Annotated in this window: 17 protein-coding genes; 14 read left to right on the forward strand and 3 right to left on the reverse strand. The window is 58.5% G+C overall.

The features are described from left to right. Positions 1 to 3 precede the first annotated feature (3 nt). The 4 genes from fliN to BLR72_RS02360 are packed head-to-tail and all read left to right on the forward strand — an operon-like array spanning position 4 to position 2,935. Entirely contained in the window at positions 4 to 354 is a 351-nt protein-coding gene (fliN, locus tag BLR72_RS02345) for a flagellar motor switch protein FliN (RefSeq protein WP_036815168.1), read from the forward strand. A 5-nt stretch (positions 355 to 359) separates the two neighbouring features. After that, complete coding sequence (locus BLR72_RS02350; RefSeq protein WP_091944694.1) at positions 360 to 1,388, forward strand: flagellar motor switch protein FliG; 1,029 nt, start codon at positions 360 to 362, stop codon at positions 1,386 to 1,388. A 14-nt stretch (positions 1,389 to 1,402) separates the two neighbouring features. Further along, positions 1,403 to 2,467: a flagellar biosynthesis protein FlhB gene (gene flhB, locus BLR72_RS02355; protein WP_091944697.1), complete on the forward strand. Its 1,065-nt coding sequence runs from the start codon at positions 1,403 to 1,405 to the stop codon at positions 2,465 to 2,467. Positions 2,468 to 2,494: 27 nt separating this feature from the next. After that, positions 2,495 to 2,935 carry a hypothetical protein gene (locus tag BLR72_RS02360; RefSeq protein WP_091944700.1) on the forward strand — a complete coding sequence of 147 codons (441 nt, stop codon included), beginning with the start codon at positions 2,495 to 2,497 and terminating at the stop codon, positions 2,933 to 2,935. Here the strand turns inward: BLR72_RS02360 and BLR72_RS02365 are convergent. After that, a complete protein-coding gene (locus BLR72_RS02365; protein WP_091944703.1) occupies positions 2,932 to 3,723 on the reverse strand; it encodes a helix-turn-helix transcriptional regulator in 792 nt (263 codons plus the stop codon). The two genes, BLR72_RS02360 and BLR72_RS02365, sit on opposite strands and share 4 nt — an antisense overlap. A 331-nt stretch (positions 3,724 to 4,054) precedes the next feature. Between BLR72_RS02365 and BLR72_RS02370 the strand changes: the two genes are divergently transcribed. After that, positions 4,055 to 5,209 (forward strand): DUF3095 domain-containing protein, encoded by a 1,155-nt coding sequence (locus tag BLR72_RS02370; protein ID WP_091944706.1) that lies wholly within the window; start codon positions 4,055 to 4,057, stop codon positions 5,207 to 5,209. Between the two features lie 5 nt (positions 5,210 to 5,214). On the opposite strand, the gene BLR72_RS02375 is transcribed toward BLR72_RS02370, so the two are convergent. Then, positions 5,215 to 6,552: a nucleotide sugar dehydrogenase gene (locus BLR72_RS02375; RefSeq protein WP_091944708.1), complete on the reverse strand. Its 1,338-nt coding sequence runs from the start codon at positions 6,550 to 6,552 to the stop codon at positions 5,215 to 5,217. Between the two features lie 359 nt (positions 6,553 to 6,911). Between BLR72_RS02375 and BLR72_RS02380 the strand changes: the two genes are divergently transcribed. After that, the gene (locus tag BLR72_RS02380; protein WP_027233103.1) at positions 6,912 to 8,249 is read left to right on the forward strand and encodes an adenylate/guanylate cyclase domain-containing protein; all 1,338 of its coding nucleotides are present in this window, start codon (positions 6,912 to 6,914) and stop codon (positions 8,247 to 8,249) included. Further along, positions 8,246 to 9,202, forward strand: coding sequence for a polysaccharide lyase (locus tag BLR72_RS02385; RefSeq protein WP_244506600.1), 957 nt, complete (start codon positions 8,246 to 8,248; stop codon positions 9,200 to 9,202). The genes BLR72_RS02380 and BLR72_RS02385 overlap by 4 nt, the downstream gene beginning before the upstream one ends. Positions 9,203 to 9,369: 167 nt before the next feature. Here the strand turns inward: BLR72_RS02385 and BLR72_RS02390 are convergent, their stop codons facing one another. Further along, positions 9,370 to 9,651 carry an AbrB/MazE/SpoVT family DNA-binding domain-containing protein gene (locus BLR72_RS02390; protein ID WP_091944711.1) on the reverse strand — a complete coding sequence of 94 codons (282 nt, stop codon included), beginning with the start codon at positions 9,649 to 9,651 and terminating at the stop codon, positions 9,370 to 9,372. A gap of 188 nt (positions 9,652 to 9,839) precedes the next feature. On the opposite strand from BLR72_RS02390, the gene BLR72_RS02395 reads away from it, so the two are divergent. Genes BLR72_RS02395 through BLR72_RS02425 form a run of 7 tightly spaced genes read left to right on the forward strand, consistent with a single transcriptional unit; the run spans position 9,840 to position 19,478 of the window. Further along, on the forward strand, positions 9,840 to 11,729 hold the full coding sequence (locus BLR72_RS02395) for an ABC transporter ATP-binding protein (protein WP_091944714.1): 1,890 nt from the start codon (positions 9,840 to 9,842) through the stop codon (positions 11,727 to 11,729). Beyond that, positions 11,723 to 13,639 carry an ABC transporter substrate-binding protein gene (locus BLR72_RS02400; protein ID WP_091944717.1) on the forward strand — a complete coding sequence of 639 codons (1,917 nt, stop codon included), beginning with the start codon at positions 11,723 to 11,725 and terminating at the stop codon, positions 13,637 to 13,639. Before BLR72_RS02395 ends, BLR72_RS02400 begins: the two co-directional genes overlap by 7 nt. A gap of 1 nt (position 13,640) precedes the next feature. Then, positions 13,641 to 14,639 carry an ABC transporter permease gene (locus BLR72_RS02405; protein WP_027233108.1) on the forward strand — a complete coding sequence of 333 codons (999 nt, stop codon included), beginning with the start codon at positions 13,641 to 13,643 and terminating at the stop codon, positions 14,637 to 14,639. After that, positions 14,636 to 15,811: an ABC transporter permease gene (locus tag BLR72_RS02410; protein ID WP_027233109.1), complete on the forward strand. Its 1,176-nt coding sequence runs from the start codon at positions 14,636 to 14,638 to the stop codon at positions 15,809 to 15,811. The genes BLR72_RS02405 and BLR72_RS02410 overlap by 4 nt, the downstream gene beginning before the upstream one ends. A 59-nt stretch (positions 15,812 to 15,870) precedes the next feature. Beyond that, positions 15,871 to 17,076, forward strand: a complete 1,206-nt coding sequence (locus BLR72_RS02415) for a glycosyltransferase family protein (RefSeq protein WP_091944720.1) — start codon at positions 15,871 to 15,873, stop codon at positions 17,074 to 17,076. A gap of 6 nt (positions 17,077 to 17,082) precedes the next feature. After that, positions 17,083 to 18,336, forward strand: coding sequence for a glycosyltransferase family 4 protein (locus BLR72_RS02420; RefSeq protein WP_091944723.1), 1,254 nt, complete (start codon positions 17,083 to 17,085; stop codon positions 18,334 to 18,336). After that, positions 18,333 to 19,478, forward strand: coding sequence for a glycosyltransferase family protein (locus BLR72_RS02425; protein ID WP_091944726.1), 1,146 nt, complete (start codon positions 18,333 to 18,335; stop codon positions 19,476 to 19,478). The genes BLR72_RS02420 and BLR72_RS02425 overlap by 4 nt, the downstream gene beginning before the upstream one ends. The last annotated feature ends 34 nt before the right edge of the window (positions 19,479 to 19,512 follow it).

The following is a 19,512-nucleotide window of genomic DNA, read 5'->3' on the forward strand; positions in this document are numbered from 1 at the left end:
ATCATGGCCCCCCACGACAGGAATTCGATCGAAGACGAGCTCAACGAAGCGATCGAGGAATTGAAGCGCGACGACTCGCAGCCTCGTAAACAGGCGGGCGCAAAACCCAATATCGATCTCATCATGGGTATTCCTGTCGACGTACAGGTCGTGCTCGGCAGCACCTCCATGCCAGTCGCAAATCTTATGAAGCTCGGCCGCGGCGCCGTGGTGACGCTCGACAAGCAGATCGGCGATCCAGTCGACATCGTCGTCAATGGCCGCGTCATCGCGCGGGGTGAGGTCATCGTCCTTGAAGACGATTCGTCCCGCTTTGGCGTCAGCCTCACCGAAGTCATCGGCAGCGGTGCCTGAGCCGAATGAGCGATCAGGAATCATCCGAAGCGGCAAGCGCCATCCATGACCTCAGCGGTCCGGAGAAGGTTGCTGCATTGCTGGTGGCGATCGGACGGCCGTCCGCATCGCGGCTTTTGAAGCACTTTACTGCCGATGATCTCAGGTCGCTCGCCGGCCATGCCCGCAAGCTGGAGCCGATCACACCCGGCGACTTTGAGGAACTCGTAAAGGAATTCGAGAATGCTTTCGCTGACGGCGCGCCGGTTTCGGAAGCCGGCATGCGCTTCGAGGGTCTCTTGCGCGATACGCTATCCGCCGAGGATGCGAGCGCGGTCATTGAAAATCGGCGTCCGGAACTCCTCACGCAGGAATCGGTCTGGGACCAGCTTCCGCGCGTTCCGGCGGATGTGCTCCAAAGCTATCTTATGGCGCAGCATCCGCAGGTCTCCGCCTACGTCATTTCACGCCTGCCCTCGGACGTTGCGGCAAAGTTGCTCATCCGGTTTGCTGCGGCAGAACGCAGCGCCATTATTCAGCGGACCTTGCACATTCGGAAGGTCACGCCTGCTATCTCGACCATGCTCGAAGGTGTCCTGCAGCAGGAGGTGACCGGCAAGGAGAATACGAGCTCTGAAAAAAGCCATCACGGCGCCATTGCCAATATCATCAATCAGCTTGACAAGTCGGATGTCGAGGAAATCCTTGCCGGTCTTTCGGATCTTGGCGCGGACGACCTTGCCAAGATCAAGGCGAAGCTCTTCACTTTCGAGGATATTGCGCGGCTGTCGCAGCGGGCCCGGCTTGTGCTCTTCGACGAGATCCAGACCGATGTCGTTACCACGGCGCTGCACGGATGCGACCCGCATCTGCAGGAACTCATCCTGCAGTCGCTCTCGATCCGCGGCCGCCGCATGGTCGAGACGGAGCTTTCGAACCAATCGAACGTCAACACAAGTGCCGTCACCGAAGCGCGCCGGGTTATTGCCCGCACCGCGATCAGTCTCGCGGAGCGGGGCAACCTCAAGCTCGACGTGGAAGAGCCGGCATCGTGAGACGTGGATAGCCCATGTCGGACGGCGCCGATAAAGACAGCAAAACCGAGGAAGCGACTGAAAAGAAGATCAGCGATGCCGTCGAAAAAGGAAATCTTCCCTTTTCGCGCGAAGTGCCGATCTTTGCATCGATCGTTGCCTTTCTCATCCTCACGGTTTTTGTCGCGGTTCCAGGTGGCATGAAACTGACCGCGGTTCTATCCGAACTGCTCGACAAATCGGATGACTGGCGGCTTACGAGCGCCGACGATGCGCGGCAGCTGTTCGGAATTGTCGGCGCTGCAGTGGCGTTGGCGCTGCTGCCGGTCCTTATCATCGTGCCCGGCGCCGGCATCCTTGCGTCTGTTCTGCAGAACGCGCCGCGCATCGTCTTCGATCGAATCGAGCCACAATTGTCGCGAATATCGCTCGCCAAGGGCTGGTCGCGCGTTTTTGGCACTGCCGGACAGGTCGAGTTTCTGAAATCGACGGTGAAGTTCGTAGCAGCCAGTGTGATCGTCTTCATGATCTTCTTTGAAGACAGCCATTTTTTTGTCGATGCCATCATTACCGAGCCGAATGCCCTGCCGGAACTTATCCGGACTCACATTGTTCGCCTGCTTTCGTCTGTCGCCATCGCTGTAACCGTTCTGGCCGCCTTCGATCTGGCATGGACCCGTATCCATTGGCGCAGCGAACTGCGGATGACGCGACAGGAAGTGAAGGACGAGCACAAGCAGGCGGAGGGTGACCCCCTCGTCAAGTCCCGGCTCCGCTCGCTGGGTCGTGACCGGGCACGCCAGCGTATGATCGCTTCGGTCCCGGGTGCAACGCTGATCGTCGCAAATCCGACACACTTCTCAGTTGCATTGCGCTATGTTCCGGCAAAGGATTCAGCGCCGGTGGTCGTGGCCAAGGGTCAGGACATTATTGCGCTGAAGATCCGGGAGATTGCTGAAGCAAATGGGGTACCGATCTTTGAGAATGTCCAGTTGGCACGGGCGTTGTATAAACAGGTCCAGGTCAACAATGTAATTGCTCCGGAATTTTACAAAGCAGTTGCCGAGCTCATTCAGTTTGTTAATGCACGTCGAAAATAATTGCCCAGACCGTCATCGGATCAATGCATGAAGAAAACGCAATATTCCGCAACCCGCGTCGACATTATCTCCGGACATTTGACGGAGGTTGTGGATGATCTTCGGCTCGTGGACGTTGCGGACTATATCGCCTTCATCCGCTGCGAGCTCTTTGGCAATATCGCCGACATCGTCAATTCAGCGACGGAGCTGACTTTCTATCCCGAAACGCTCACATTCGGTCTAGGCGGCGAGTACACGCTCGACTGGAATACGGCACCGAAGGTAATGCTCGATCTCGAGTTCAAGAACATGGGTGTTAACGCCTATTTCCGGCTGACACTTGGCGCCGATTCAACCGAAATTGATCTCCACCACGTCAGGTTCGCGGAGACGGGCCGGAGCCCGGCCGACAATACCGCCCTTCTCGCCGCGGCCTTCGAGAATGCGCGCCTGCCACAACTGACCGCGTCCGAGAACCTCGGCTAGAATTTGTTGCTGATCGCAGGCATCTCGATCACGCCGAGAGCCAGCGCCGTCGCGACGGTAGAGGTTCGGTTGGAGCAGCCGAGCTTGTTCTTGGCGTTGGTCAGATAGGTGACGACCGTCCAGCGTGCAATATTGAGAATCTCGCCGATTTCCCCATCTGTCTTGCCGTTCGCCGCCCAGTAGAGGCAGTCGATTTCCCGTTTGGTCAGGAGACTGGCGACGGATGCCGCCAGCGCGGGATTGCGGTTGCTGTGGAGGCTGTTGTGAAGCTTTGCCGACACGCCGGCCAGTCGCTTGCCGATGGCGCCGATCGAGGCCATCTGTTCGGCTGATTGCACGTCGAAGGTGAATTCGGTAACGCCGCGAAAACCGTGCGAGTTCGATGTAGGCACGACGAGAAAGAGGTTGCCGAGGCCGCGCAACTGGCTGTCACGCAGGAACTTCCTTGATTCCAGCGGCAAGCTTTTGTCTTCCGCAAGATTGCGAATCGTGCCGACCGCATCGAAATGCCGGCGCGCCTGCATGATGCCCTGCACCAGCGGATCGACGCGATAATAGTTCTTAGCCGAATAGCGCACGACCCAATGGACCGGCAAGGTCGTCAACACCGAGATTTCAGGATCGCTGCCGCGCTGCGGTTTCGTCAGATCTGAATAGCCGATATGAGTGATATAGCGACAGCCTAATTGCTGGCGAATATCCCTCAGCATTTCCAGTGTATCTAGTTTTAGGCTGCCACTGGAAAAGCCTTCCTGGAAATCCGGGAAATGGGCCAGATCAAAATGCATGTACAGCGCAAACCATTATTTTCAGCATAATATGCTGGCATCACCAAATAACTCTAGAAAATCAAGGGTAGTTTGACGTTCAGAATCAATCACGTGTGGATGGTTGCACTAGCTTGACGCAGTGCACAAGACGCGCACAACTCTATTTTTGGTTCTACACACTTTTGCAGCAATCGAACAATTCATGTTTTGTGCAATTGGTAGTTGAAGATTTCACATCCCGCCACTGTCTCTTATGGTGTATTAAATAAAGACCCAGTTGTATTGCCGCCGTGCAGCTTGAAGACCAAACCGGATCGCCTGCTACCCGCGATTGTGCTAATGGCAAACAATGTCCACACAATCGAGCGAAAATTTCTTTGATAGGATCCCCGTCTTTGTGGAATTCGAAGGCGTTGTCGATACGGCGAACTACCAGCCGCTACCCGATGACTGGGTGCTTGCGACAGCAGATATTGTCAGTTCGACCGAGGCCATTGCGGAAGGCAGATACAAAGCGGTCAATACCGCCGGGGCAAGCGTGATCTCCGCATTGCTCAACGCCGTCGGCAAGAAGGACTATCCCTTTGTTTTTGGCGGTGACGGTGCACTGGTAGCGCTTCCTGTTTCGCTCTCGGAAAAGGCACGCGAAGCACTCGCCGCCGTTCAGTCCTGGGTCGCCGAGGAACTTGGGCTCAATCTTCGCGCCGCCCTTGTGCCCATAGCGGATATACGGGCGATCGGGCTCGACGTCCGTGTTGCCCGTTTTGCGGTGAGCCCTGACGTTTCCTATGCCATGTTTGCGGGTGGTGGCACGAGTTGGGCCGAAGCGCAAATGAAGTCCGGCAAATATGCGGTGGATCGCGCACCCACAGGGACACGGCCCGACCTCACCGGCCTGTCCTGCCGGTGGAATCCGATTGAAGCGCGCAACGGCGCAATCGTCTCGATCATTGCGGTTCCTGGCACCACCGGTGCCAACGTGCAGTTCCGAAAACTCGTCTCGGATGTCCTGGCTGTTGCCGCTGGCCAGGGACGCGGCGCGCACCCGCTGCCCGCGGAAGGTCCCACCGTCAAGTTTACGACGGCGGGCGTCGACGCCGAAGCGCGCGCAGCAGCGCCGCCGGGCAAGCGATTTACCCGCAAGCTCGCCATCATTGCACAGATCATCCTGATATACGTGCTCGACAAGTTCGGACTGACGGCCGGGGGATGGGACCCGAAAATATACAAGCGCGAGCTGGCCCAGAATTCCGACTTCCGCAAGTTCGATGACGGGCTGAAGCTGACCATTGATATCGAGCCTGAACGCCTGCGCCGTATCGAAATGCTGCTCGACCAAGCTTCTGCCGCCGGTATCGCGCGCTATGGCCTGCACAAGCAGGATTCCGCCCTGATCACGTGTTTCGTGCCGACGCCGATGGCGCACGATCACATCCATTTCATCGACGGCGCGTCGGGCGGCTATGCGATGGCGGCGAGCAATCTGAAGGCCAAGCTTTCTTAGTCCGTTCAGGACTTCACGATGTGTTCGACCGAAAGTCCGAGCTTCGCAAAGACGTTGCGCGTATCGATGATCAGGGGCGACCAACGTGCGAGGTCAGCATAATTGACATCATCGTGATCTGTCGCAATGAGCACGGCGTCATAGGAGCGAACGATCTCCTCGGTCAGAGCGATGGATTTGCGTCCTTTCAGACTCATATGTTCACGTGTGGTCGGCACGGTCGCAACGAAAGGATCGTGATAGTCGGTCGTGCCGCCGCGTTCCTCGATGATTTCGATCAGGCGCAGGGAGGGGCTTTCGCGGATGTCCGGAACATTCTTCTTGTAGGCAAGACCGACGATGAGGATACGCGAGCGGCTGAGCGCCTTGCCCGCGCGCCTGTCGAGCGCTTCCGCGAGGTTGGCGACGACATAGCGCGGCATCGCTGCGTTGATCTCGCCGGCAAGTTCGATGAACCGTGTCGGCAGTTCGTACTCGCGCGATTTCCAGGTCAGATAGAACGGATCGATTGGGATGCAGTGGCCGCCTAGCCCGGGGCCGGGGTAAAAAGGCATGTAGCCGAACGGTTTTGTCTTCGCGGCCTCGATGACTTCCCAAATGTCGATCCCCATTGCCGCATAGAGTGTCTTAAGCTCGTTGACGAGCGCAATGTTGACCGCCCTGAAGATGTTCTCGGTAAGCTTGACTGCTTCGGCTGTCGCGTTCGAGGAAACCGGGACGACGGTCTTCACGGCGGCGCCATAAAAAGCCAGCATCAGGGCGCGTGCCTCGTCCCCGTCTCCGGCGACGATCTTCGGAATGGTGGCGGTATCGAAATCGCGGTTGCCCGGATCCTCACGTTCCGGCGAAAAGCCGAGAAAGAAGTCGGTTCCGGATTCAAGCCCGGTCTCCTCGAGGATGGTTTTGACGATATCGTCGGTGGTGCCGGGGTATGTTGTGGACTCCAGCACAATCAACTGCCCGCGACGCAGTGTACGTGCGATCGAGCGGCTCGTCGCCTCGACATAGGATAGATCGGGATCGCGGTGCTTGGTTAGTGGGGTCGGCACGCAAATGACGATAACGTCGCAGGTTGCGAGCAGGGTAAAGTCAGTCGTGGATTTGAAGCGCTTTGTCTTCATCTCGTCGGAGAGCGCTTCGTTGGAAACGGCTTCGATATAGGACTGGCCGGCGTCGAGCGCGATGATCTTGTCCGGGTCGATATCGAAACCGGTTACGGCAAACCCGCTCCGCGCCAGCGTTATCGCCAATGGAAGGCCGACGTAGCCGAGACCAATCACCGCCGCTTGCGCCTGGCGTGTTTCGATTTTGCCGGAAAGAGCAAGATAGGGTGAAGCGGACAAGGTGATCTCTTTCGTGCCAAAGCGTGCGCAAATCTGGGTGCTTTAGATGGCGGCAATGAACAGGTGTGTCAAGCAAGTGCAGCTCCTCCGGCGCATGTCAGCTTTTTGAAGACCGGACGTTGCGACCTATTGCTTCGGCCGGTTGTGACACCCATGTGAGGGAATAGAACAATGATCGATAAAGGACTGCCCGACGAAGTATCCCCGGTTGCATCGGACTGGTCTTGCCAATGCTGACGTGCCCCACGGGCGACGTTGACTCCAAAGCCCGATTCACTCATTTTCGATCTACACGGATTGGTTGTGCCGATCCGAATTGTGGGGAACGGACGTGGCTCGTATTTTTGTAAGGACAAGCGATGAGCGCGACCCAATCTGATGTCTCCACCATTCTCCTCGACAAGGTAGCCGACTGGCTTACGCACGCCTCTCTTGCCGGCGACAATCTTGAAACCATCGTCAGGGGTTTTTGCGAACGCATAGCCGCGGCTGGCCTCCCCATCGCGCGCGTCAACCTGTCCTTTTCCATGCTGCACCCGCTCTACGACGCTTTGGGTTTTACATGGATGCGCGCCACGGGCATGAGCGTCGAGGGATATCGCCACGATCCGGCCGGCAAGCCGGAGCGTTTCCTGCAAAGCCCGTATTTTTATCTTCTCAACAATAATCTCGAACATTTGCGCCGCCGGCTCGACAGGGACGGTCCGGTGGAATTCCCGGTCCTCGAAGAACTGCGCCAGGAGGGAATGACCGATTACCTCGCCTTCCTGCAGCCTTTCGGCGGACAATCCACGCAAGGCATGATGGGTTCGTGGTCGACTGACAGCACCGGGGGGTTCAGCGATGCGATGATTGCCGCGCTGTTGCGGCTGCAAAACCATCTCGCCGTTGCGGCCAAGATGGCAGTTCTCGGCAAGCTCGCGGACAATATGCTGACGACTTATCTCGGCGGCAATGCCGGCAAGCGTGTCCTCGACGGCCAGATTAGACGCGGGGACGGCGAGACCATTCGCGCCGCCCTCGTCATGGGCGACATGCGGGAATCGACCATGCTTGCTGAAAAGGAAGGCCGGCAAGCCTATATCGACACGCTCAATCATTTCTTCGACGCGATTGCCGCCCCGTTCAACCGCAGCGGCGGTGAGATCATGAGTTTCATGGGTGACGGCTTCCTTGCGGTCTATCCGTGCGGTCGCCACAAGGATCCGTCGAAGATTGCCTGCGACGCAGCGCTTGCTGCCGTTTTCAAGGCGCAGGCGCGTGTTGCCGAACTCAACAAGGATCGCCGCAGCAACGGGCTCAGCGATGTTCGCTACGGCATCGGCCTCCACGTCGGCAATGTGATGTTCGGCAATGTCGGGCTCAAGGATCGCCTGACGTTTTCGGCATTCGGCTCGGCCGTCAATGAAGTGCAGCGGTTGCAGGTGCTGACCAAAAAATATTCGCATGAAGTCATCGCCAGCCAGGCCTTTGCCTCCTATTGCGGGGGCGACTGGACCACGCTCGGCGAAGAACAATTGCGCGGTGTCGGCCACAAGGTGACGGTGCTGCTGCCGAACGCTTCAGGCGATCCGATTAAGATTGATGACGCCTACGACGATGTTGCTTATGATGGCCTCTCGGAAGCCGAACAAGTCATGCTTCTGCACCGTGATGCCAAAACCCGTCGCCCTCTATTGGAAAAATTCATGCAATGATCGGAAAGACGCTTGCTATGGCTTTCTTCGCCGGAACTCTGAGCCTCAGCCCCGTGGCAGCCGACCCGGCAGGTGACTTTCTTCATGACGGGTTTGACGGCGCCGACTTCGCGCCAAGCGGCGGGCTCTACTATCGCAAGAATTTTGAGCAGCGTGCGGGAACGGCCGAATTTCAGTCGGAGGTGAAGCTCACTGGTTCCGGTGCCCTGAAATTGAGCGTGCGGCCGTTCTGCCCGGCGTCGCGAAAGAACTGCAGCGAGCGGGCTGAGATCTGGGAAAAGACCGATCGTCGGGTCCCCTATGATCAGGGCGTCTGGTATGGCTTTGCGGTCAAGTTCGCCGATCCGATACCAATGGGCGACCACCGCTACCTGATTGCGCAATGGAAGCGTGAAATCGGACCGGACGCCGTGGGCGATTTCAGTCCTTTCCTGGCGCTGCGCCTTAATCAAGGCAAGCTCTTTGCGACGATCGAGACGAATTACGTGGCACCTGGCTCGCCGACCACCGACAGCGTGAAGTCGTGCGGCGAAGCCAAGACACCCATTTGGTATCGGCCCGACGTCAACCAAATGCGTGCACTGGTTGCCACTGACCCGACATGGACGCCTGAGGACGGTAGCCAGTTCAGCGCCTGCACCAACGAGATCGTTGTGACCGATCGCGGCAATAAACTGCCGACACCGGATTCAGGGTGGATCGACTTTGCCATTTACAGCAAGCCCGGCCCGGATGGCTCAGGCCACGTCGAGATTTTCGCCAACAAGAAGTGGATTGTCACGGTCAAGGGCCGCATCGGCCATGGTGATGAGGGCCTCGGCAAGAACCAGTACTTCAAGTTCGGTCCCTACCGAGCAGCAGACGATACCAATTGGACGCTCTATTATGACAATTTTCGCCGCTCATCGCGCTGCGAGGACGTGCTTGGCGCGGATGCCTGTCCGGCGCCGTAGCTAGACCGGCCGCCTCACCTCCAGCGTAGCTTCACGTTTGGCGATCTTGATGAAGTCCGCATCGAACGACATCATCGCTTCGCAATTGGCGCTTGAGGCGAGGTGAAAAAGCCCATGCCTTATCTCGCCAATGTCAGCGCCTCCCGGCAAGAAAGCGGACAATAATATCAGAATCGACCGCGATCATGCTTTTCCCTGACGGCCTCTGCTACCGCGTTGTCCATGTCCTGCAGTGGTCGCGGTCGGCCGTCATGCTTCAACATGCCGGCCACATCTTCGATCCTGGTGGGTGCAAACAGGGGAGCGTTCTTCAATAAGATGCCGTCAGGCGTTTCTTCGATAAGAAGGCGGGTGCCGGCATGCCAGTGCCGCTCCTTGCGCACTGCCGCCGGAAGGACGTCCTGACCCTTTGTGGATACGACTGTTGTCAGCCTCTCATGCTTGGTCATTGAAAAACCACCCCGTTAGCAAGACGATAGTAAGTTCGTGGCTCGGAGCGCAATTGCCAAGGGCCTTCACTCTAATTGGCAGGCGCACGATCAAGCCTGAGCCTATCACGCTAGACTCCCCCAAGACCGTACGATAGTCTCGGCACAATAAACGATAAATGATGTGCTGCGGGGAACAGTTGGCTCTCATGAAATCCGGGTCTGATCTTCTGCGTATCGAAAACCTGGGTATCTCCTTTTCGATGCTCGGGGGCCGCTTGCACGTCGTCAAGGGCGCCAATCTGCGCGTGCTTCCCGGCAAAGTCACGGCGCTCGTCGGCGAGTCCGGATCCGGTAAATCCGTCATAAGCCAGTCCGTCATGGGTATCCTGCCGAATACGGCAAAGGCGACCGGCAAGATTCTCTTTACCGATCCCCTCGATGGCAGGACCACCGACATTCTGCAATTGCCGACTGACGGCGAGCAGATCAGGGCGCTGCGCGGCAGCCGCATGGCCAAGATTTTTCAAGAGCCGATGACGTCCCTGTCGCCGCTGCATACAGTCGGCAATCAGATCAGCGAGGTCTTGGCGATCCACACCGAGTCTTCCAAGGAAGAGCGTCGCGCGCGAACCGAGGAGATGCTGGACAACGTCGGATTTTCCAATCCAAGCCGCACCTATGACATGTACCCTTTCGAGCTTTCGGGCGGCATGCGCCAGCGTGCAATGATCGCCATGGCGCTGATCTGCCGTCCTGCGCTCCTGATTGCCGACGAGCCGACGACGGCGCTCGATGTGACGATCCAGGCGCAGATCCTGGAGTTGCTTCGCGAACTTCAGAACAAGCTGAACATGGCGATGCTTCTGATCACCCATGATCTCGGCGTTGTCGCCAACATGGCCGATGAAGTCGTGGTGATCTATCACGGCGAGATCATGGAAGCCGGACCCGTCGAAGCGATTTTCCGCAATCCGCAGCACGCCTATCTCAAAGGGCTCATGGCCGCGGTCCCGCATTTCGACATGAAGCCGGGCGAGCGTCTGAAGGCTCTGCGCGAAGTCCCGGTGAAGACGGACACGCTGTGGGCCAAGAAAAAGGAAGTTGCGAACGCCCCCGAGATACTGCTTTCGGTCCGCGATCTGACGAAATCGTACAAAACCCGAAAATCCGGTCTTTTTGGTCGCAAGCATACGACGGAAGTGCGCGCTGTCGACGGTGTCAGTTTCGATATCAGGCGCGGCGAATGCCTTGGCCTCGTTGGGGAAAGCGGCTCCGGCAAGACCACAGTCAGCAAGATCCTCATGCGGGCCGTCACGCCAGACAGCGGGTCGGTGACTTTCGATGACGGCTCTGGCAAGATTAACGTACTCACGGCGCAGGGCGACGATCTCATGGATCTGCGCACCCATATCCAGATGGTTTTCCAGGACCCGGTGTCGTCGCTTTCGCCGCGCATGACCGTCCAGAACATCCTGAGCGAGCCGCTTGAGATTCATGGACGTGGCGACCGGGCCTACAGGCTCGAGAAGGTGCGCGGCCTGATGCAGGCCATAGGTCTCGATCAGCGCTTCCTCAATCGCTACCCGCACAGCTTTTCCGGCGGTCAGCGCCAGCGTATCGGTATCGCCCGGGCGCTTGCCCTTGGCCCGCAACTTCTGATTTGCGACGAGCCCGTATCGGCGCTCGATGTGTCGGTGCAAGCCCAAATCCTCAACCTCCTCAAGGACTTGCAGAAGCAGCTCGGCTTGACCTATCTCTTCATTTCGCACAACCTCGCCGTCGTTGATTACATGGCGGACCGTATCGCGGTCATGTGGGGCGGGCGCATTGTCGAACTCGCTCCGAGGGAGGTCATCCTGCGCAACCCGGTCCACCCCTATACGCGCGGCCTTCTCGCCGCCGTCCCCTTCCCCGACCTTGATCGACCGCTCGATTTTACGACGCTGCAGGCAAGCGGCGCCTCCGAACAGGGGGAGTGGGCGCCGCAGTTCAGGCCCGATGAAGCGGGAGACCCGCTGATACCCGCCGATCTCGGCGACGGCCATTTTGTCCTTGCGCGAAAGAACGTTGACGTTCGGGAGCTTCGCCCTTGGTAACGCGTCGCACAGTTCTCGGCGCACTCGGCTGCGCCGTCCTGCCCCGGGTCGCGCGCGCAGCAGACCGCGAGATGGAGCACGAGCCGGATTTCCTTGCCGATCAGCTCCTTGCCCGCAGTCTTCCTCCGATTTCCGAGCGGCTGCCCAAGCAACCGCGCATCGTACCGCTGAAGAGCATGGGACGGATGCCCGGCAAATATGGCGGGACGATCCGTACCATCATCGGCAGTGCCAAGGATATCCGGCTGATGACGATCTACGGCTATGCGCGGCTTGTCGGGTACGACGAGCGTCTCGTCTTCCAGCCGGACGTTCTCGAAGCATTCCAGTCTGACAAGGATACGGTCTTTACCTTCAAGTTGCGGGAAGGACACAAGTGGTCGGACGGATCGCCATTCACGACCGCGGATTTCCGCTATTGGTGGGAAGACGTCCTTTTGAACAAGGACCTGACACCAGGTGGCGGTGCGCTTGAGCTGCGTGTTGACGGCAATCTGCCGCGTTTCGAGGTCGTGGATGATCTGACGGTCCGCTATTCCTGGGAGCGGCCCAATCCGAATTTCCTCCCTGCCCTCGCCGGGCCGCAGCCACTCATCATTGTTGGCCCGTCGGCCTATATGAAGCAGTTCCACAAGAAGTATCAGGACGAATTTCGGCTTTCCGCACTGATGAAGGAAAACCGCGTCAAGAAATGGGCTGATCTTCACATCAAGATGGCGCGCGAGTACCGCCCCGAGAACCCTGAACTGCCGACGCTCTATCCTTGGAGGAATACCACAGCGCCCCCGGCGGAGCAGTTCATCTTCGAGCGGAACCCCTATTTCCACCGCGTCGACGAGAACGGCAAGCAATTGCCCTACGTCGACAAGTTCATCCTCAATGTCAGCTCGTCGTCCATCATCCCGGCCAAGACCGGGGCGGGTGAAAGCGACCTGCAGGCGACAGGTATCGATTTCAACGACTACACGTTTCTGAAAGACGCCGAAGATCGCTATCCGGTGAAGGTCGATCTGTGGAAACTGACGCGGGGTTCGCGCCTCGCCATCCTGCCGAATTTGAATTGCGGTGACGATGTGTGGCGAAACCTTTTCCGCGATGTGAGGGTGCGGCGCGCGCTGTCGCTTGCCATCGACAGGCACGAGATCAACATGGCGGCTTTCTACGGCCTCGGAAAGCCCAGCGCCGACACTGTTTTGCCGGAAAGCCCGCTGTTCAAGCCGGAATATGCCAAGGCGTGGATAGACCATGATCCTGACCAGGCCAACGCATTGCTCGATGAAGCCGGTCTTCAAAATCGCAATGACGATGGCATTCGGCTTCTGCCGGATGGCCGGCCTGCGGAGATTACGGTCGAGACTCCGGGCGAAAGCACGCTCGACACCGACGTTCTCGAACTCATCACCGATCACTGGCGCAAGGTGGGCCTGGCCTTGTTCACGCGAACATCCCAACGCGACATCTTCCGTAGCCGCGCGCAAGGCGGCCACATCATGATGTCGATCTGGTATGGCATCGAAAATGGCGTGGCAACCGCCGATATGAACCCGCAGCAGCTCGCCCCGACTGCCGACGATCAGCTGCAATGGCCGCTCTGGGGGATGTACTATCTCTCGCTCGGCCAAAACGGGAAGGCCCCTGATCTGCCGGAGGCCGTGGAACTCGTCAATCTGCAGAACAGCTGGCGCACCTCCTCCAGCATGGCCGAGCGTACGGAAATCTGGCACAAGATGCTGTCAATCTATACGAGCCAGGTTTTCTCGATCGGTATCGTGAACGGCACGCTGCAGCCCATCTTGCGCACTGCGCGCTTGCAGAATGTTCCGAAGCAGGCGCTCTACGGCTTCGATCCCACCTGCTATCTCGGAATCTACATGCCCGATACGTTCTGGCTGAACGAGGAGCAGGTTTAGAATGTTGAAGTACATCTTGTGGCGCATCGCCGCGATGATCCCGACCCTGCTCATCATATCCGCTCTCGTGTTCACCATCATCGAATTGCCGCCCGGCAACTTCCTCGATAGTCAGATCGCGGAGATGCAGGCACAGGGCGAAACGGTGAACCTCCAGGATATCGAGGAACTGCGCCATCAATACGGTTTCGACCAGCCGCCTGTACTGCGCTATTTCCACTGGCTCGGCGGCATGCTCCATGGCGATTTCGGCTACTCTTTCGAGTATCAGCTGCCGGTCAGCGAAGTCGTCGGCGAGCGCATGTGGCTGACGATACTCGTTTCGTTCGTGACGATCATTTTTACCTGGCTGATTGCATTTCCGATCGGCATGTATTCCGCGACGCACCAGTATAGTTGGGGCGACTACGGACTGACGCTTTTTGGTCTCCTTGGCATTGCTATTCCGAATTTCATGCTGGCTTTGATCCTGATGTATTTCGCCAATATCTGGTTCGGCACGTCCATCGGGCATTTGATGGACCAGAAATTTCTGAACGAGCCGATGAGCTGGGAGAAAGCCAGGTCGATACTTTCGCATCTTTGGATCCCCGTCATCATCGTCGGAACGGCCGGCACCGCAGGCATGATCCGGCGGCTGCGCGCCAACCTGCTCGACGAGTTGCAAAAGCAATATGTCATGACGGCGCGCGCCAAGGGGCTGCACCCGTTCAAGACATTGGTCAAATATCCGTTGCGGATGGCGCTCAACTTCTTTGTTTCCGATATCGGATCCATTCTGCCGGCGATCATCTCGGGTGCGGAGATCACGGCCATCGTGCTTTCGCTCGAGACCACCGGTCCCATGCTCATCAAGGCGTTGCAAAGCCAGGATATGTACCTTGCCGGCTCCTTCCTGATGTTCCTCGCTTTCCTGACGGTCATCGGCGTCCTGATATCGGATATCGCTCTTGCCTTTCTCGACCCGCGAATTCGGCTTGCCGGCAGGAGCACCAAATGACGGCACAGCTCCCCTCTCCCGGTGCGCCGCTGCAGCACTATGTTTCGACGGCGCCGTTCGATCCCATGTCGATCGAGGTGATGACGGAGGAGCAGGCGAAGCTTCATCTGGCTTCGCAGCGGAAGCTCATGTGGTGGAAGTTCAAGCGTCACAGGCTCGCGCTTGCTTCGGGTATATTCCTGCTCCTGCTCTACGGCATGATCGTCATTGCTGAGTTCCTGGCGCCGTACAACCTGCATACGCGTAATGTCGACTTCATCTATTCGCCGCCGCAGCGGGTTCGCCTGTTCCACGACGGCAATTTCGTCGGGCCTTTCGTTTACGGCCGCCAGATGTCGCTCGACATGGATACGCTGAAGCGCAACTATTCCGATAACCGCAATGACGTCCAACCAATCCGCTTCTTTTGTCGGGGTGACAGCTATAAGTTCTGGGGAGCTATCGAGAGCAACATCCATCTTGTTTGCCCGGCGGTGGGCGGGCAGATGTTCCTTCTCGGCACGGACCGTCTTGGCCGCGATGTCCTGTCGCGCATTATCTACGGCGCCCGCATATCGCTCACGATCGGCCTTATCGGCATTACGATCAGCTTCGTCCTCGGCATCGTTATCGGCGGGCTTGCCGGCTATCACGGCGGGGTCTTCGATCTCCTGGTGCAGCGCGTCATCGAAGTGTTGCAATCTTTGCCTAGCTTGCCGCTTTGGATGGCATTGGCGGCTATCATGCCGGTAAGCTGGAGTCCGATCCTGATCTATTTCGGTATCACGCTCATTCTCGGCATGCTGGACTGGACGGGGCTGGCGCGATCCGTACGCTCCAAGCTGCTTTCGCTGCGCGAGGAGGATTACGTTCTCGCGGCACAGTTGATGGGCGCCAGCAGCGCCCGCATAATCGGGCGTCACCTGGTGCCCGGTTTCATGTCGCATCTAATTGCAACGGCTACGATTTCCATTCCCGGGATGATCCTCGGCGAGACCGCGCTGAGTTTTCTCGGACTTGGCTTGCGGCCGCCCATAACGAGCTGGGGCGTCCTGCTGACTGAGGCGCGCAGTGTCAATGTGATCGCATTCTATCCCTGGCTGCTGTTTCCAATGATTCCGGTTATTCTTGTCATTCTCGCATTCAATTTCTTGGGAGATGGGTTGCGCGATGCCGCCGATCCATACAGATAAGGGCCCAACAGGTTCGGGTGCACTGTGCGGGTCAACCCGCAAAACAAAGGGTTTTGACCATGATGCGGCGTTTCGAAGATGCTCGGATCCTGATGTACAGTCACGACACGTTCGGACTCGGCCATTTGCGCCGTTGCAGGACCATTGCGCATTCGCTTGTCGAGGATTATCGCGGTCTTAACATCCTCATCATCTCGGGCGCGACCATTGCGGGGGCGTTCGATTACCGTGCCCGCGTCGATTTTGTGAAGGTGCCGAGCGTCATCAAGTTGCGCAACGGTGAATATACCTCGCTTGCGCGGCATATCGATCTGCATGAAACCTTGAAGATGCGCCAATCGATCATCCGGCACACCGCGGAGACGTTCCAGCCGGATATCTTCATCGTCGACAAGGAGCCGATGGGGCTCAAGGGCGAAGTCGAAGAAACGCTCGCTTACCTTAAATCGCGCGGGACCACCCTTGTCCTCGGATTGCGCGAGGTCATGGATGCACCGCATCTGCTCGAGGCCGAGTGGAAGAACAACAATGTGATGCGCAAGATCGACCAGTTCTACGACACGGTGTGGGTCTATGGTCCGCCGGACTTTTATGACCCGCTGGTCGAACTCGATGTGCCGGCGTCGGTGCGCGACAAGATGAAATTTGTCGGTTTCCTCCAGCGCAGCCTCTCGAACGACAGTGCGCCCACACATGTCCCGGAGGGCGACTATATATTGGTCACGACCGGCGGCGGCGGTGACGGCGCCGATCTCGTGCACAATGTCATCCATGCCTACCAGCAGGATCCGACCCTGCAGCACAAGGCGTTCATCGTGCTCGGACCCTATATGCCTGCCAAGCAAAGGTCCAAGCTCGTCCAGAAGGGCAGCAAGATACCGCAGATCCAGGTCATCGAGTTCGATAACCGCATGGAAGAACTGATCGCGGGCGCGAAGGCCGTGGTCGCCATGGGCGGCTACAACACCTATTGCGAGATCCTCTCCTTCGACAAGCCGGCGCTTATCGTTCCGCGCGTAGCACCTCGCGCCGAGCAGCTCATCCGTGCGCGGCGGGCCTCCGAACTCGGCCTTGTCGAGATGCTGCTGCCCGAACAGGCGGACAATCCGCAGCTTCTGGCAGAAGTGCTGAAGCGCCTGCCGCATCGTGCGCCGCCGTCGCAGACCGGCAAGGGCATGCGCCTCGAAGGGCTCGTCCATATTTCCGAGATCGTCGGCGACTGGCTCGACGAGCGCGAGCAGCCGCTTCCGGCCGTCGCGGAATAGCTTTACATGCATTCGCCTCTGATACGTCGAAAGACGCTTGTCGTTCTTAAAGGCTACCCGCGCCTTTCGGAGACATTTATCGCTCAGGAGCTGCTTGGACTGGAGCGCGCCGGCTTCGATCTCACGCTCATCTCGATGCGAAGGCCGACCGACACGAAGCGCCATCCCATTCATGACGAAATACGCGCGCGTGTCGTCTATCTACCTGAGTATTTGCACGAAGAACCGTTGCGCGTATTGCGGGCGCTGGTTGCCGGATGGCGCAAGCCGAACTTCAGCGAACTCCTAAAAAGATTCTGGAAAGATTTGCGCCGCGATGTCTCGCGCAACCGCTTCCGCCGGCTGGGCCAGGCGCTTGTCCTTGCCCATGAATGGCCGGACGCAGGCGAATGGCTCCATGCCCATTTCATCCATACGCCGGCGTCGGTCACGGCATATACCAGCATCATGACCGGCGTCCCCTGGTCCTGTTCGGCGCATGCCAAGGATATCTGGACGTCGGCCGATTGGGAGCTGACTGAAAAGCTCGCTGACGCACGGTGGAGCGTGACGTGCACGCGCTCGGGGTTCGAGCACATGCGCGATCTTGCTCCAGCCAAGGACCGGGTGCACCTGAGCTACCATGGGCTCGATCTCGAGCGGTTTGGACGCTTCGATGCCGAGCGGTCAAGACGCGACGGATCGGATGCGTCCAATCCGGTACAGATCTTGAGCGTTGGCCGTGCTGTGCCCAAGAAGGGTTATGATGTGCTTTTGGAGGCCTTGGCGCTTCTGCCGCGCGATCTTCATTGGCGGTTCGTGCATATCGGTGGGGGCAATGAACTATCGCGGCTGCAGCCGCTTGCCACGAGGCTGGGCATCGCAGATCGAATCGACTGGAAGGGCGCCCTCGCTCAGGTGGATGTGCTGGACCACTATCGCCGCGCTGATGTTTTTGCTCTCGCCTGCCGGGTAGCAGCAGACGGCGATCGCGACGGCCTGCCCAATGTTCTGGTAGAAGCGTCCAGCCAAAATCTCCTCTGTGTTTCAACGAATATTTCGGGCGTTCCGGAATTGCTGACGGATGACGCGAATGGTCTTGTCGTCGCGCCCGAAGATCCGCAAGCGCTGGCGGCCGCGCTCGAGCGTGCCATCCGCGATCCAGACCTGCGGCATCGGCTCGGTGAAGCAGCCGAAGCCCGCGTGCGCGAACATTTCGACCACGATTCGAGTATCCGGCAATTGACGCGGCTCTTCGAAAGCGAATGGCAGAAGGTATGACTGCACCACGCATATTCTTTTACGTTCAGCATTTGCTGGGTATCGGTCATCTGGCGCGGGCGAGCCGAGTAGCTTCGGCGCTCGCTGCCGCCCATTTTGACGTCCTGGTCGTCACAGGAGGCACAAAGGTTCCAGGATTTCCCGCAGAAGGGATCAAATCTGTCGCCCTTCCCGCCGTTGTCGCCGCCAGCGCCGGTTTTTCGGGCCTTGCCGACATCAATGGCGACCCGGTGGGTGAGGAATTTCTCGCCCGCCGCCGCGCCCTTCTGCTGGAAGCTTTCCACGAGATGCAGCCTGATATCGTGATTACAGAGGCTTTTCCGTTCGGCCGCCGCCAGATGCGCTTCGAACTCCTGCCTTTACTCGGCGCGATTGAAGCCATGGCCCCGCGCCCGATTGTCGTGGCGTCGATCCGCGACATCTTGCAGGAACGCGCGAAGCCTGGACGGGATGAAGAGACGGTGGCACTCGCTAAAGAGCATTTCGATCACGTGCTCGTTCACGGCGATCGCTCCTTCGCCAGCCTGCCGGAAACCTTTCCGCTGGCGGGCGAGATCGAGGAGAAAATCATTTATACGGGGCTCGTCGCCGCACCGGCCCCCGAGGAACCGGATGACGTGTTCGACATCGTTGTTTCTGCCGGTGGAGGCGCGGTCGGAATTGACCTTATTCTTGCCGCCCTTGCTTTAGCGCGACGGTCGAACCCGAACAGATCCTGGTGTCTTATCACCGGCCCCAATCTGTCAGAGACCGAGTTCGCCGGACTTGCAGCGGACTTGCCTGATCATGTCCGCCTTTTTCGCTTTCGCAAGGATTTTCCCGCCTTGCTCAAGCGCGCAGAGCTTTCCATCTCGCAAGCCGGGTACAACACCGTCTGCGACATCCTTCAGGCGGGGTGCCGCTCGATACTGGTTCCCTTCGCTGCCGGCGGCGAAACGGAGCAACGCTTGCGTGCAACGCGGCTCGCGGCCATGGATCGCGCGGTCGTCGTGCCGGAAATGGGGCTGAATGCCGGGACGCTCGGCAATGCGCTGGACGTGGTTCTGGCAAAGCCGCGCCCGCTTGCGGGCGGGCTCGATCTGAAAGGCGCGCAACGCACCGCCGAGATCTTGCGGGAACTCGTCGAGGCGCGCAGGATTTAAACAAATCGCGCTTGCGACCTGTCATATAGCCTTC

The sequence above is a fragment of the Phyllobacterium sp. YR620 genome (assembly GCF_900104165.1).
Taxonomy (GTDB): domain Bacteria; phylum Pseudomonadota; class Alphaproteobacteria; order Rhizobiales; family Rhizobiaceae; genus Phyllobacterium; species Phyllobacterium pellucidum.

What these genes read in the sequence shown, in the direction of transcription:
- fliN (WP_036815168.1), top strand. Translation starts at nt 4, where the DNA reads ATGGCCCCCCACGACAGGAATTCGATCGAAGACGAGCTCAACGAAGCG.
- BLR72_RS02350 (WP_091944694.1), top strand. Translation starts at nt 360, where the DNA reads ATGAGCGATCAGGAATCATCCGAAGCGGCAAGCGCCATCCATGACCTC.
- flhB (WP_091944697.1), top strand. Translation starts at nt 1,403, where the DNA reads ATGTCGGACGGCGCCGATAAAGACAGCAAAACCGAGGAAGCGACTGAA.
- BLR72_RS02360 (WP_091944700.1), top strand. Translation starts at nt 2,495, where the DNA reads ATGAAGAAAACGCAATATTCCGCAACCCGCGTCGACATTATCTCCGGA.
- BLR72_RS02365 (WP_091944703.1), bottom strand. Translation starts at nt 3,723, where the DNA reads ATGCATTTTGATCTGGCCCATTTCCCGGATTTCCAGGAAGGCTTTTCC.
- BLR72_RS02370 (WP_091944706.1), top strand. Translation starts at nt 4,055, where the DNA reads ATGTCCACACAATCGAGCGAAAATTTCTTTGATAGGATCCCCGTCTTT.
- BLR72_RS02380 (WP_027233103.1), top strand. Translation starts at nt 6,912, where the DNA reads ATGAGCGCGACCCAATCTGATGTCTCCACCATTCTCCTCGACAAGGTA.
- BLR72_RS02385 (WP_244506600.1), top strand. Translation starts at nt 8,246, where the DNA reads ATGATCGGAAAGACGCTTGCTATGGCTTTCTTCGCCGGAACTCTGAGC.
- BLR72_RS02390 (WP_091944711.1), bottom strand. Translation starts at nt 9,651, where the DNA reads ATGACCAAGCATGAGAGGCTGACAACAGTCGTATCCACAAAGGGTCAG.
- BLR72_RS02395 (WP_091944714.1), top strand. Translation starts at nt 9,840, where the DNA reads ATGAAATCCGGGTCTGATCTTCTGCGTATCGAAAACCTGGGTATCTCC.
- BLR72_RS02405 (WP_027233108.1), top strand. Translation starts at nt 13,641, where the DNA reads ATGTTGAAGTACATCTTGTGGCGCATCGCCGCGATGATCCCGACCCTG.
- BLR72_RS02410 (WP_027233109.1), top strand. Translation starts at nt 14,636, where the DNA reads ATGACGGCACAGCTCCCCTCTCCCGGTGCGCCGCTGCAGCACTATGTT.
- BLR72_RS02415 (WP_091944720.1), top strand. Translation starts at nt 15,871, where the DNA reads ATGATGCGGCGTTTCGAAGATGCTCGGATCCTGATGTACAGTCACGAC.
- BLR72_RS02420 (WP_091944723.1), top strand. Translation starts at nt 17,083, where the DNA reads ATGCATTCGCCTCTGATACGTCGAAAGACGCTTGTCGTTCTTAAAGGC.
- BLR72_RS02425 (WP_091944726.1), top strand. Translation starts at nt 18,333, where the DNA reads ATGACTGCACCACGCATATTCTTTTACGTTCAGCATTTGCTGGGTATC.